This window comes from Flavivirga jejuensis (genome assembly GCF_030540765.1).
Taxonomy (GTDB): domain Bacteria; phylum Bacteroidota; class Bacteroidia; order Flavobacteriales; family Flavobacteriaceae; genus Flavivirga; species Flavivirga jejuensis.
In genome coordinates this window covers 995,283-1,009,257 of record NZ_JAUOEL010000001.1, presented here as the reverse complement: position 1 = coordinate 1,009,257, position 13,975 = coordinate 995,283, and the positions used below count along the sequence as shown (strand labels likewise).

At 32.1% G+C, this 13,975-nt stretch carries 10 protein-coding genes; 9 read left to right on the top strand and 1 reads right to left on the bottom strand.

Features of this window, described 5'->3' with window-relative positions; translation table 11 throughout:
* Positions 1-345: 345 nt before the first annotated feature.
* From Q4Q40_RS04435 to Q4Q40_RS04395, 9 genes are all read left to right on the top strand, one after another.
* Entirely contained in the window at positions 346-3,465 is a 3,120-nt protein-coding gene (locus Q4Q40_RS04435; RefSeq protein WP_303300510.1) for a SusC/RagA family TonB-linked outer membrane protein, read from the top strand.
* Between the two features lie 11 nt (positions 3,466-3,476).
* On the top strand, positions 3,477-4,922 hold the full coding sequence (locus Q4Q40_RS04430; protein WP_303300509.1) for a RagB/SusD family nutrient uptake outer membrane protein: 1,446 nt from the start codon (positions 3,477-3,479) through the stop codon (positions 4,920-4,922).
* A gap of 55 nt (positions 4,923-4,977) precedes the next feature.
* A complete protein-coding gene (locus tag Q4Q40_RS04425) occupies positions 4,978-5,898 on the top strand; it encodes a PKD domain-containing protein (protein ID WP_303300508.1) in 921 nt (306 codons plus the stop codon).
* 8 nt (positions 5,899-5,906) lie between these two features.
* Entirely contained in the window at positions 5,907-7,214 is a 1,308-nt protein-coding gene (locus Q4Q40_RS04420) for a PKD domain-containing protein (RefSeq protein ID WP_303300507.1), read from the top strand.
* 40 nt (positions 7,215-7,254) lie between these two features.
* Positions 7,255-8,181 carry a polysaccharide lyase family 7 protein gene (locus tag Q4Q40_RS04415; RefSeq protein WP_303300506.1) on the top strand — a complete coding sequence of 309 codons (927 nt, stop codon included), beginning with the start codon at positions 7,255-7,257 and terminating at the stop codon, positions 8,179-8,181.
* A 484-nt stretch (positions 8,182-8,665) separates the two neighbouring features.
* Positions 8,666-9,376 carry a FadR/GntR family transcriptional regulator gene (locus Q4Q40_RS04410; RefSeq protein WP_303300505.1) on the top strand — a complete coding sequence of 237 codons (711 nt, stop codon included), beginning with the start codon at positions 8,666-8,668 and terminating at the stop codon, positions 9,374-9,376.
* A gap of 197 nt (positions 9,377-9,573) precedes the next feature.
* Entirely contained in the window at positions 9,574-10,857 is a 1,284-nt protein-coding gene (locus Q4Q40_RS04405) for an MFS transporter (protein WP_303300504.1), read from the top strand.
* A gap of 34 nt (positions 10,858-10,891) precedes the next feature.
* Positions 10,892-11,656 carry an SDR family NAD(P)-dependent oxidoreductase gene (locus Q4Q40_RS04400; protein WP_303300503.1) on the top strand — a complete coding sequence of 255 codons (765 nt, stop codon included), beginning with the start codon at positions 10,892-10,894 and terminating at the stop codon, positions 11,654-11,656.
* A gap of 371 nt (positions 11,657-12,027) precedes the next feature.
* Positions 12,028-12,315 (top strand): hypothetical protein, encoded by a 288-nt coding sequence (locus tag Q4Q40_RS04395; protein ID WP_303300502.1) that lies wholly within the window; start codon positions 12,028-12,030, stop codon positions 12,313-12,315.
* Positions 12,316-12,366: 51 nt separating this feature from the next.
* Here Q4Q40_RS04395 and Q4Q40_RS04390 read toward each other — a convergent pair whose 3' ends face one another.
* On the bottom strand, positions 12,367-13,962 hold the full coding sequence (locus Q4Q40_RS04390) for a RagB/SusD family nutrient uptake outer membrane protein (protein WP_303300501.1): 1,596 nt from the start codon (positions 13,960-13,962) through the stop codon (positions 12,367-12,369).
* Positions 13,963-13,975: the final 13 nt, after the last annotated feature.

Below are 13,975 nucleotides of genomic sequence, written 5' to 3'. Positions count from 1 at the left end.
TCTGGTTTTCAATAATAACAAATTACAAATCAATGTATAATACTTTAAAAAAATAATAATTTTTATATAAAAAAATAGTACAAAAAAAAGGACAGGTGCACGCCTATCCTTTTTAAATCGTTCACTTCTTTTAGGAGGGAAGTAAAACTTAAAACATGTATTACTTTAATAAAACATGCGTTCCACAAAATTACGGAAATTTTATAAGAACAGATGTTTTTAATACAATTTATAAGAATAAAATAGTCAGTAAAAAAAGAAATTTTAGAGGCTTTATAATAATCTCAACTTGTTATTGATAATTTAAAAACCCTTTAACAAATAAAAATAAACAATCTATTTATTATGAATTCAAAAAATAAGCTAACCTTAATTGCAGTATTGTTTTTCAATAGTGTATTATTTGCGCAAAACGTAACTGTTTTAAAAGGGGTTGTTACTTCTGCATCCGATGGTATTCCCATACCTGGTGTAAATGTTATTGTAGTAGGAACATCTAATGGAGTTTCAACTGATTTTGATGGAAAATATCAAATAAAAGCCAAAGTGGGAGGTGCTTTACAATTTTCGTATTTAGGGTTTATCTCTCAAACAGTTATTATTGACAAACAAACAACTATTAACGTTTCTTTAATTGAAGATGTAAGCCAATTAGATGAAGTTGTAGTAATAGGTTATGGTACTCAGAAAAAATCACATTTAACGGGGTCTATTTCTAAAGTAGTAAATGATGATTTAGATCAAATTGCTGTATCAAGAGTAGACGATGCTTTAATTGGCCAAGTATCTGGGGTTAATATACAAACTACAGATGGAGAAGCTGGAGCCGCTCCAACTATTACAATTAGAGGTATTGGTTCTATGGCAGGTGATTCTACACCACTTATTGTTGTAGATGGTGTTATTGTAGATTCAGATTTTCTAGGATCATTAAATATGAATGATGTGGAATCATTTGAAGTGTTGAAAGATGCCGCCTCTTCATCAATTTTTGGATCGAAAGGTTCAAATGGTATTATCATGATTACCATGAAATCTGGTCTTGAGGGTAAAGTAAAAGTAAATTATTCTTCATATACAGGTATAAAAACAGGTAGAAAAAGTGATGCATATGGACAAACAGTAGCTAGCTGGGCAAAAAAACAAGAAGATTTAGGGCTTGAACTATCTGATTATACTAAATTCGGATTATCAACAGGTACAGACCGTAGTTGGCAAGATGTATTTATTGGAAGTGGAATTATTACCAATCATGCCCTTTCGTTAAGAGGAGGTAATGATAAAACCAAATTTGCAACTAGTATTAATTATTCAAACGATGAAGGTGTTTTATTGTTAGATAATTATGAGAAGTTTGCGGCAAGAGCTAAAATTGATTTTAAAATTAATAAAAAGTTTTCTGCAGGAATAAATTTTTCTCCAAGTTATACTATCAGAAAAAGATTTTCTGAGAATATACATAATGTTGCAAGACATATGCCTTGGTTACCTATTTATCATACAGAACATACACTTAATTATATAGACCCTAATGGAGCCTTTGCTGATGTTCAAGTAGGAGACTATGCGCAGATGCGTCATTTTGAATTTACAGATCTTGATGGTGATGGAATTTACGAAGAGGAACTTACTAGTAATTTAGGAAACTCGAGTAATCAAAACCCATATGCTAGAATCGCTGAAAGAGAAAGAACAGATAACAAATTTAAATTGTTTAATAATATATATGGACAATACAAAATTACAGATAACTTAAACTTCAAATCTTCATTATCTGTTTCTATTCAAGATACGCAACGAAAAGATTACCTAGGAACTTTAGCTCGTAGAGAAACTTCAGACGCGTATATTGACGAAATAACTCAAAGAGATCAATATATCATTTTTGATAATTTCTTCAACTATAATAAAAGTTTTGGTAATCATGATATAAGTGCAACTTTAGGAAATTCTATAGAGAAAAGAAATTACTTCTTTTCTTTTGTCAGAGGAATTGGTATAGTAAATGATAAAGTACAACAATTATCAAATGCTTCAATCACCTCAGATTCAGATGGGTTTGAATGGACGAAAAGAGGAGTTTCTTATGTGTCTAGAGTTAATTATGCTTATAACGATAAATATTTAGTAAATCTGAGTTTAAGAAGAGATGGTAGCTCCATTTTTGGGTCAGACTTTAAATATGGTAACTTTCCATCGGCATCTATCGGATGGAATATTGATAGAGAATCCTTTTTAGAAGAAAGTGATATTATTTCAAAATTAAAATTTAGAGCAAGTTATGGTGTTACAGGTAACGATAGATTAAATACGGGAAGTGTTGATCCAGATGCTCAAGGTAGTACATCTCAGTTAAGTACTGGAAATATATTAGTTGATTACTACCCAAGTTTAGATTTAGTTTCAAATGTAAGTTATGTAGAAGATGGCACTATTCAGTCTGGTTATGCACCAGTTAATATTGGTAATCTTGAATTAAAATGGGAACGTTTAATTGAAATTAATCCTGGTATTGATTTTGGTTTATTTAACAATCGAATTTCAGGTTCAGTAGATTGGTATCAAAGAACTAGTGATCAATTATTATTAAACAACCCTATTTCTTCTACTACTGGTTTTTCAGAGTCTTTGCAGAATATTGGAGAGGTTAAGAATGAAGGTTGGGAGTTTGAGTTACGAACTAAAAATGTAAGATCAGAAAAATTTAATTGGAATTCTACCATTTTATTAACAACAAATGAAAACACACTAGTCGATTTTGCAGATTCTGATGGACAAATAACAGATTTAGACCCTAAAAGACCTACAGAATGGATCAATTCAGTAGGGCAACCTATTTCTTCTTTTTATGGCTATGTAGTTGATGCAGAAATACCAATAGAAGATTTTAGTTCAAGTAATTTTTATAGACATGTAGGTCAAGAAACAGGAGTCGTATATGTAAAGGATTTAAATGGAGATGGTGTTTTAGATCAAGAAGATAAAACTATATTAGGAAATCCTTATCCTGAGCTTATTTGGAGTTTCTCGAATGAATTTAATTACGGTGGTCTAAGTTTGTCTTTCATGTTTCAAGGAAGTCATGGCGCTGAAGTTAGGAATATTGCAGATCAGTATTTGTTTAATCATACGGCCTTTGATGAAGTAAATACTAATGTAGTAGATGATGAGTTTGTTGTGGAGAAAATCTTCACAAATAGCATCATTCAAGATGCCTCTTATATTGCGTTGAGAAATGTTAATATTGGTTATAGTTTACCTGAAAGTATCTTATCAAAATTAAAAGGTATTACTAATTTTAAGATTTATGTAGCAGGTCAAAATTTAATGTACTTAACTTCAGATGATTATACAGGTTGGAATCCAGAAGCGTTAGATAAAACAAGCCCAACACAATATGGGTATCAACGAGGTGGTTCTCCTGTTACAAGTACAGTTTCTTTAGGTGTTAATATTGATTTTTAAAAAAAAATATAATGAAATATTCAAAATATATAATAATCGTATTTTTAGGTTTCCTACTTAATTCATGTTCAGATTTTCTTGACCCAGATCCAGATTCAGCAATAAAAACAGAAGATTTTTATCAAACAGCTGAAGAGTTAGAACTAGGAGTAATTGCTATTTATGATGCACTTCAAGGGGTTAATTCTAATCAATTAAATGATAACAGAGGTATTCAAGTAGAGTTTTATGTTACTGAAATGTTATCGGACAATGCTAATACTAGAACTCCAGATGCAAATGATTCTGCTGATGCAGGACAGTTTGAAAATTTCTCTGTAGAATCTAATAATGGTATATCTGCTAATTATTATTCTAGTATGTATAGAGTCATATATTTAGCCAATGTGGTATTAGATGCTGTTGAAACTCTAGAGGACGCATCATCTTTAACACGAATTGAAGCAGAAGCAAGGTTTTTAAGGGCATACGCATATTTTAACTTGATAAGAATGTATGGTGAAGATGTAGAAAATCTAGGTTTACCATTAGTAGATCATGTTTTAACAGAAGAAGAAAAGGCCATTCAATATACAAGAGTTTCAGAAAATAAAATTTATGACTTAATCATAGAAGACTTTCTAAATGCTACCGAAGGGTTGGATGACACTTATAAATCAAGAGCTTCTAAAAGTGCTGCACATACGTTTTTAGCAATGGTTTATATGACTATTGATAATGCTGATTATTCAGAAGCTTTAGTGCATTTAGATCAAGTAGCTTCTAATTATGCATTGTTAGATAATTATGCTGATATTTTTGATCCAGCAAACGAATTAAATAGCGAGATTATTTTCTCAATCGGTTTTGTAAATGATGCTGCAAACGATAGTCAGAATTATTCAGCAGAATTTGCTGCAACAGGTAATTCAAGTGGGGTAAATTATTTAACTACAGATTTACAAGCTAAACTATCAAATTTTGGCGGCACTAATCGTCAACTTTATAACATTGACGATAATGATTCTGAAGACAAATATCAAACAGCAAAACATACTACAAATAGTTCTGATGATGAACAAGCAGGTACAGATTTTATCGTACTAAGGTATGCCGATGTGGTTATGTTATACGCCGAAGCAAATATGGGAACATCAAATGAGGTTAACGTGTCCGGATCTTGGGCAGACAATTATAATAAAATTAGAACAAGAGCTGGTTTAACAGCGGTAACAACTATAACTAAAGATGAATTAATTGATGAAAGAAGATATGAATTCTTTTCAGAAAATAAAAGGATGTTTGATTTAAAACGTTTTGGTGTGGCAACTGAAGTGTTATCTGCTTTTGCAGCAGCAAGTGGTTATGATTTTAATTCTTCTGAAGTTACATTGCCAATACCGCTAAGAGAAATCAATCTAAGTCCTCTTAATAGTAATGGTGAAATAGCTCTAATCCAAAATATTAATTGGAGATAATAGGACTTTTATGTTTCTATTTATAAGTATAATTCTAATTTAAAAAAATGAAAAAATGAAAAATATTAATAATATAAAAATAAAGGTTGCTAAGGTATTACCAGCCATTATTTTATCATTGATGTTAGTATCATTAGTCGCTTGTGATTATGCATACGAATTAGCAGAAGCTAATTCTAAAGAAGACCAAACACCACCAACAGCATTTTTTGGTGCTACAGTTGGAGAAGATGACTATTGGAATGAAGTCATTTTTGCAAACGAATCTAGTAGTGCTAGTAGTTTTATTTGGGATTTTGGAGATGGTAGTGAAACTTCAACAGAGTTTGAACCAGATGCTCATCCTTATCCACCAGTAAGTGCAAGTTACGATGTAACTTTAACAGTATACGATTCTAATGGGCTTACAGATAAATATATTAATTCTGTTACAATTATAGATAACGGTATACCTTTAGGGGCTCTTGATTTGTTTTATGACTTAGTTAATATTGGCGATGCAGGAGAACCTGTTACTATTCATAGTTTCTCTTCTTATCAAATAGAAAAAGACGCATTTGCTTCAAATACATTAGACAAGAACGCTGGAACACTTTGGACAGCACAAGATGGTGATATTTTAGATGGAGACTATAAATCTGACGGAGAGTTTGTTATTTATGACTTTTCTGAAACAATTGATTTAACGGTGATTCAATTCACAACAGATGTTAAATCAGACCCTTACGGTTATCAACTTTGGTATTCCAATACAGGTACAGAAGATTCAGATTTTATAAAATTAGTTCCTGAGTCTGGTGATATTATGCTTTCTCAAGCTGCTACTGCAGAATTTCAAACGAAAATTTTGCCTACCCCTGTAAGTGCTAGATATGTTAAATTAGTCAGCTTTGGAAGGTTTAATGAAGCTGGAGATACACGTACAAGTCCATGGAGTAATTTTTCTCAAATTGAATTTTATAAAGTTAAAGAATAAAATATATTATGGCTACAAAAAAAAATAAAGACTTTAGTAAAAAAGGACTTATTAAAGCTGCTTTTTTACTGCTATTAGTGCTAGCATTTTCATGTTCAGAAGATGATGAAAATGAAGAGACAATTATAATAACACCATCTGCAATTGCAGCCTTTACAGAAACTGTTGATGTTAATGATTATAAAACCTATAGCTTTACAGATAGATCTACGAATACTACAAGTTATGAGTGGGATTTTGGTGACGGTAATGTTTCTAGTGAAGCAGAACCTACTAATACGTTTCCACAAGCAGGGTCATATAAAGTGTCGCTTACAGTTTCTCAGGGTTCATCAAACAGTGATACTGTTGAAAAAACAATTGTAGTTACCAATCCAGATGCTCCAGTTGTAGGGTTCTCTTTTACAGTAGACAGTAATGATTGGCAAACCTATACGTTCACAAATTCAACAACAAACGCAGTTAGTTATATTTGGGATTTTGGTGACAATACATCTTCTACAGATTTTGAGCCTACAAAAACGTATTCAGAAGCAGGAGATTTCATGGTTACACTTACAGCAACAAATGATTCTGATGATTCTACAACGCTAGTACAAACAATAAGTGTTGTTGACCCCGACCCAATAGTGATACCTACATTTGCAGCTGTTTTACAAAATGCTGACATGCAAACCTACCCTACTTCTGAGAACAATAACAATGATCTTGTTGATGCTTGGACTATAGATCCAGATAATATGTTTAATGATGGTACAGATACACCATTTAATTTCTGGAGGAATGACGATTTAGAAAATTGGGTTTCAATGCCTGCTAATAATGGAGGAAGTGGAACAACAGATAAAGGGAGTTCTTCTGGTGCAAATGCTATGTCTGCTGGTGGTACTTCAGCTAGATCACTTAAGTTTGATAGTTCAGGGGAAAGAGCTTATCAGCCATTTGAAGTTGAAACTGGAGTAGAATACACAATTTCTGCATTTGTAAGAACAGAATCTACTCCTGTAGGGAATATAGAAGGTACATTCTACATTTTATCCGATCAACCTACTAGCGATAATGATTTAGCCTCTTTAACACTAACTAGCCAACAAGTGGTTTCAGATGCTGTTGATGGTTGGCAACAAGTTTCATTTGGCTTTTCAGCAGATGCTACATTTAGCTTTCCTGAAAGTAGAGTTAGTGAAAACACAAATGATATTTTAGTATCAACAGATCAGAAATTTGTTATTTTCTATTTCGTTCCTACTAATACAGTAACTGGAGATAATGAAGTGTTCCTAACTGATATCGTTATAGAAACACCAGGATTGTAATATTTATAATAATAATAATTTAAGTAGTACATTAAAAAACATGAAGAGATTCCTAAAAATATTACTTTTTTTAACAGGGGTAATTTTTATTTCTGCAAACGCTATTTGCCAAGAAAAGACAAGTAGCGTTTCAGAATCGGATGTGAAAGTTGAAATTAAAAAGAAGAAGAAGAAGAAGAAGAAAAAAAAGAAGATCAAGTTACCAAACATTGATTTAAGCCACTGGAAAGTGACCTTACCAGTTACTAATGAAGAAGGAAAGCCATATGAAATTGAGCCACCAGAGATATTTGATTTTGCAAAAAATGACATTGCTAAGCCATACATGTATATAGATTCTACTAAAGGTGCTATTGTATTTCATGCCATGCCAACCAATTCTAAAACTAGAAATACAAAGTATACAAGGTCTGAGTTAAGAGAACAAATGGAGCCTGGAAATAACAATGTGAATTGGACTTTTAAGCAAGGCGCTTACATGAAAGGAAAAATAGCAATGGATGCCTCAACAAAAGATTCGAATGGAAAGTATCACAGAACTATTATTATGCAAATTCATGGCCGTTTAACAAATGAACAACGCGATTTAATAGGAGAAGATGATAATAATGCGCCACCTATTTTAAAAATTTATTGGGATAAAGGTAAAATCCGTATAAAAACTAAAGTATTGAAAAATCTGAATGCTACGGTTCCAGAAATACTTCATGAAGATGCTTGGGGTAATGACGAAGGTTTTAATTTTAAAGAAGAAGTAGGGTTTCGAAAATTCACCCTTGAAGTAAAAGTTTCTGATGGTAAAATGGTAATTATTTTAAATGGAAATGAATTTAAAGTTTATGAAAATGTTCACATGAGAAAGTGGGGAGTTTTTGAAAACTATTTTAAAGCTGGTAACTATTTTCAATCTAGAGATAAAGGCTCTTTTTCGAAAGTTAGATTTTATGAATTGGAAGTAAGCCATTAAGGCAATAAAATGATAATAAAAAAATACCTTTTTAAGTAATTTAATGAAACCGTTCTTTGAAATAAAGGTATTATAGTTGTGTAAAAAATGATGTTGAATCAATTGATACTCAAATTGAAGAAAAATTGAGAAGGTTGAAGAAGAGCAGAATCACACAACTATCAGCTTTCAAATATAAATACTTGGAAAGTAACTTTTTAAAAAATTAAATATTATGATTTAAAAAGTGACACATTAGTAAGATTTTATTGAGATTTAAATCATTTTGTAAGAATATAAATAACAATATATAAAGTTGTTAAGTTGAATTTTACTAGATGCAGATATAACTAGTAATATTTCATTAAAAACATAGATTGAGTCAACTGTTTTTTTTTATTTTAGCCGCATAATTTGGTTAACCAATTTATAAAAATTTTAAAAAAATAAATTAATAATTAGAAGAGTTGTTACAATAACACAATAGGGGATTAAATTTTAGCATATGAAATTAGAGGGACTTGCAGTAAATGATAATAAGGGGATACAAAACTCAATAATCAGTAAGATTAAAGAATTAATAAATTATAAAAACCTTGAACCAGGCGACAAGTTGCCTTCAGAAAGAATGTTATCTGATAAGTTTAATGTTAGCAGAAGTAATGTACGAGAAACTATTCAGAAATTAGAATTTTATGGCATATTAAAATCTATTCCTCAAAGTGGAACTTTTATAGCGAATATTGGTGCTGTAGCTATTAACGGGATGGTTGATGATATTTTAAGGCTTGAAGACCCCGATTTTAAATCATTGGTTGAAACAAGAATATTATTAGAATTAAAAACAGTAAAATTAGCATCTTTAAGACGTTCTGAAGACGATTTAAAAAACATAAAAGAGGCTTTAGATGCTTACGAAAGTAAAGCTTTATCGGGAGAAGATGCTGTACAGGAAGATTTGCTTTTTCACTTAGCCATAGCAAAAGCAAGCGGTAACAGTACCATAAATACGTTTATGTTAACTATAACGCCACAAATAATTATTGATTTTGAAAAATATCATGTATGCGATAAAAACCAGGCAGTTATTGGAATTAAGGAGCATACAGAAATTTACGAAGCTATAAAAGAACAAAACCCTAAATTGGCAAAACAAAAAATGAAAGATCATTTTAGTGTTTTATATCAATATTGTTATAAAGTTGAATCAGTATAAATAAATTGAAAAATGGAATTGCACGATTTTATTTTTCATAATAATAATAATAATAAAGTATTAGGAGGGAAGAAATTCTACCAATAGTATTTCTTCAAATAGATTAAAAAAAAGAGTAAACAAAATCAATATTTTCTATACTTAATTCATGATTACGAAGTAGTTGTGCATAGATAATATTGCAAAAACATTAAAATATGAAGATTAAAGGATTACGTTGGTGGATTATTACATTAATTTTTATAGCAACCGTTATTAACTATATAGATAGAACTGCTTTTGCCCTATTATGGCCAGAAATGGGAAAAGACTTAGGCATGGGTAAATCGGATTATGCTATTATGTTAAATGTATTTATGGCTTGTTATGCCCTAGGTAAATTTGCATCAGGCAAATTATATGATAAAATAGGAACACGCTTAGGTTTTACAGTTTCTATTATTATATGGTCTCTTGCATCAGCCTTTCATGCATTTGCTAGAGGCATAATATCGCTTTCTATTTTTAGAGGTCTATTAGGTATTGGAGAAGCAGGTAATTGGCCAGGTGCAGTAAAAAGTAATGGAGAATGGTTTCCTATTAAAGAACGAGCAACAGCTCAAGGTATATTTAATGCTGGTGCATCTATAGGCAATGTTATTGCGCCCTTTGTAATTGTTTTCTTGTATTCACTATTTGGGTGGAAAACAACCTATATTATTTTAGGTGCGGTTGGTATGTTATGGGTCATTCCATGGTTGTTCTTAAATAAATCTACCCCTGAAAAACATCCATGGGTAACTGAAGAAGAAAGAAATCTAATAATAGCCGATAGGATCGAAAAAGAAGAAATTATTCAGAATAAAAAAGTTAAAAGCTTACCTGTTACTAAAATATTAAGTTATAAAGAATCTTGGGGGGTATTATCTTGTCGTTTCTTTATAGAGCCAGTTTGGTGGTTTTTTGCTGGTTGGCTGCCAATTTATTTAAATGATAAATTTGATTTGAGTATTGAAGAAATAGCAAATACCATGTGGATATCTTATTTAATGGCTGCAGCTGGTAGTATTTTAGGAGGTATGTTCGCAGGAGAATTAATGAAAAAGCGTTCTGTAGATTTCTCTAGAAAAACAACTATTGCTGTAGGAGGTCTTTTAATATTGATAGCCTTTGTATGTATAATCACATTTGTAGGAGAGAACAACTTCATGACCTTTATTTACCTTGCTGGACTTGCATTATTTGGATTTCAGTTTGCAATTGGTAATATACAAACTATCTCGAGCGACCTATTTAGAGGTCCATCTGTAGGTACTTTAGCTGGATTAGCGGGAACAATTGCAGCTGTTTCTCCTATGATAATGAACTGGTTTGTTGGTCAAATAACGGCAAGCTCTTACACGCCTGCATTTATAGCAATATGTGTTGCAGTGTTGTTAGGTGTTTTATCAATATTCGTATTTATTAAAAAAATAGAACCAGTAAGAAAAACAGTAGAATAAAATTAATAATAAATAAATAAGTAAAATTTATAATATGAGTAATTTAAACGAAAAAATAGCAGTAATAACGGGAGCTACAGGTGGCATTGGTTTCGAAGTAGCAAAAAGATTAGGTAAAGATGGATACACTGTAGTTTTAAATGGTATCGAAGATGAGGCAGGAGCTAAAAGAGTTGAAGAACTTACTGCAGAAGGAATTACTGCTGAATATTACGGATTCGACGTTACAAAAGATGAAGAAGTAACAGCAAATATCACCAAAATTGGTGAAAAACATGGAAGAATTGACGTTCTTGTAAATAACGCAGGTGGCTTAGGTGGACGATCTAGATTTGAAGAAATGACAACAGATTTTTATAGATTTGTAATGGCATTAAACTTAGATTCTGTGTTTTTCGCTTCAAGAGCAGCAATACCTTTCCTTAAAAAGGGAGAGCACCCTTCTATAATCAACTATACGTCTAATGCTGGATGGACAGCTGGCGGACCAGGAGCAGGAATCTACGGAACTTCTAAAGCTGGTGTGCATGCAATAACCAGAGCATTAGCAAAAGATTTAGCTGAATATGGGATTAGAGTAAATGCCGTATCTCCAGGAACAATTGATACACCATTTCATGCTCAAATTAAAGCAACGAAGCCTGAGGTTTTTGCTTCTTGGGCAAATAACATTATGTTAGGAAGATTAGGTCAACCAGAAGATGTAGCTGGTGTTATTTCTTTCTTAGCTAGTAAAGATGCAGCTTTCATAACAGCAGAGACTATCCAAATTGGTGGCGGACAAGCTTTAGGAATATAATATTAAACATTTTTATAAGTAAAACTTAAGCAGTTTATAATTTTACTGTTTAAAAACTAAAACGTTTATTATAAAAGTTGTTATAACTTTTATAATAAACGTTTTTTTATTTAGTAAGCTTACTTTATATCAGGACAGGCTATTTTCATTTGCAGTAATTCAAAACAGAATTGGGGTATTGACGACGTAAACTGTAAGCCTACGGTCTGATTCCTATTGCCAGATATAATGAGAGTGATTAATTTGGGGGTTTATAAAAACGAACCTTCCTATGAGTACTAAGCCCGATAGTAATACCAACCAACAGTCCGTCCCTAATAAATCAAGTATCATCCGTATACTTGAAGACTTAGGACGTAGCAAAAACGTAAGTGAGAAAGAATTCTGTGAGATGCACGAGATTACAGCAGCAACCTTCAGAGAGTGGCATTACATTTATAGAACCGTCATCAACATGGAGTAGAACTAGGAGGTCCGTTTCTCTGGAAATAACCGTAGACGAGGCAGCCCAATCAAACCCTTCCCTGTTATTTGGCGAAGTACAGGGCATCCGTTTCTACCAGGAAGTATCTCCAGATTATTTAAAAGCACTGTTCTGTATGTTACCTATTTTTCCTTTAAAACTAAAATTGGGTTTACAATTTAGAAAAAAGTTGTAAACCCAATTATTAAAATTTAAATATATACTATTAAAACCTATTCAATATTTTTTAGTACCCATCGTTTTGTGATAAATTAGGGTTTAATATTCTTTCAGAAAAAGGAATTGGTAATAAATAATCTCTAGATGGATCAAATGATTTTGGACCAGGTCCAACTCCAGATTCTGTGGACACTTCTGATTCCAATCCATCAGGACCAAAAGCCACATCTCCTAATTTTCTTCTAACTATGTCATACCATCTTTTCATCTCATAAGCAAATTCTAATCTACGTTCTTCTAAGATTCTAGTTCTAAAACCATCTTTAGATAAACCTGAAAAATCTGCAGGAACAGTACTTGGTGCTACTGGAATACCATTAGCAACTCCACCAGCTCTAGATCTAGCCATAACTCTATTTACCCAAGCCTCTGCATCAACGGTTATTCCTAATTCATTAGCTGCTTCAGCTCCAATCATCAATACCTCTGCATAACGCATCATCATATAATTAGAGTTTGACCCTCTGGCATTACCATCTTGAGTATCTGTTTTACTTGCCATACGTGTGTATTTTGCAACATGTGGACGATTTACAGCTCTACTATCTCCATCTGTAAAATTGGTATAAGGTACTTCAACACCATTATGAATTACAGTAGCATCAAAAGTAACCGCCCTTCTATAATCTGTTTCATCCCATTCAGTATACACTTTAAGAGCAGGAACCTCTACAGACCAACCTCCTCCTTGACCATACTGTTCATCAGATCTTACACCTGTATATGCTGCTTGATAGTCTCTACCTTGATCCCCATTAGAAGTACCCGTAAAATCTAATACAAATATCGGTTCTAAAGAATCATCAATTTTAACAGAATCATATAAATCTTGAAAATCTGGTTCTAAACCTAAGTTATAAGTACCTTCTTTATTAATAATATCTTTAGCTTCATCATACGCTTTTTGCCAATTCTCCATAGTTAAATATACCAAAGCTAAATAAGCACTTGCTGCAGATTTAGCTGGCAAAGCTCTAGAAGCTTGTGTATTTGGCAAATGTGTTTTAGCAAACTCTAAATCTTCAATAATTTTAACATACACATCAGCTACAGGAGTCCTTTCTGCAATAACTATTTCTGACAATACAGATGTATCATCTACATAAGGAATATCTCCAAATTGTCTAACTAAATGAAAATAAGAAAATGCTCTTGCAAAACGTGCTCTAGCAAGAACTTCGTTTAGTTCAGCTGGGTCTTCTCCTTCTACAAAAGCGCCATTTTTAATAGCTTCATTGGCAGCATTAATAATTTGATAAACTTTTGGCCAATAAACGTTAGAACCACCAGCAATTAATGCATTATTAGATTGAACAGTAAAGTTATCATGATCTATTCTTTCTTGCGCACCAGTTCTTCCAATAGCCATCATATCACTACGATACATAAGTACTTGCGCCATTTCTCTTGACAAAAAATTTCTGTGATGCATATGAGCATATGCGCCATTTACAAAACCTTCTATTTGTTCTAAACCTAAAGTCTCAAAATAACTTTCTGGATCTAATTGTGTTATAGGCTCTTCCTCTAAATCTGAACACCCAACGATTGACAAACTTGCCAATAGTATGAATATATATTTATATGTTTTCATGTTTTTCATGTTTTTCAATTTT

What these genes read in the sequence shown, in the direction of transcription:
- Q4Q40_RS04420 (WP_303300507.1), top strand. Translation starts at nt 5,907, where the DNA reads ATGGCTACAAAAAAAAATAAAGACTTTAGTAAAAAAGGACTTATTAAA.
- Q4Q40_RS04430 (WP_303300509.1), top strand. Translation starts at nt 3,477, where the DNA reads ATGAAATATTCAAAATATATAATAATCGTATTTTTAGGTTTCCTACTT.
- Q4Q40_RS04400 (WP_303300503.1), top strand. Translation starts at nt 10,892, where the DNA reads ATGAGTAATTTAAACGAAAAAATAGCAGTAATAACGGGAGCTACAGGT.
- Q4Q40_RS04415 (WP_303300506.1), top strand. Translation starts at nt 7,255, where the DNA reads ATGAAGAGATTCCTAAAAATATTACTTTTTTTAACAGGGGTAATTTTT.
- Q4Q40_RS04405 (WP_303300504.1), top strand. Translation starts at nt 9,574, where the DNA reads ATGAAGATTAAAGGATTACGTTGGTGGATTATTACATTAATTTTTATA.
- Q4Q40_RS04410 (WP_303300505.1), top strand. Translation starts at nt 8,666, where the DNA reads ATGAAATTAGAGGGACTTGCAGTAAATGATAATAAGGGGATACAAAAC.
- Q4Q40_RS04425 (WP_303300508.1), top strand. Translation starts at nt 4,978, where the DNA reads ATGAAAAATATTAATAATATAAAAATAAAGGTTGCTAAGGTATTACCA.
- Q4Q40_RS04435 (WP_303300510.1), top strand. Translation starts at nt 346, where the DNA reads ATGAATTCAAAAAATAAGCTAACCTTAATTGCAGTATTGTTTTTCAAT.
- Q4Q40_RS04390 (WP_303300501.1), bottom strand. Translation starts at nt 13,962, where the DNA reads ATGAAAAACATGAAAACATATAAATATATATTCATACTATTGGCAAGT.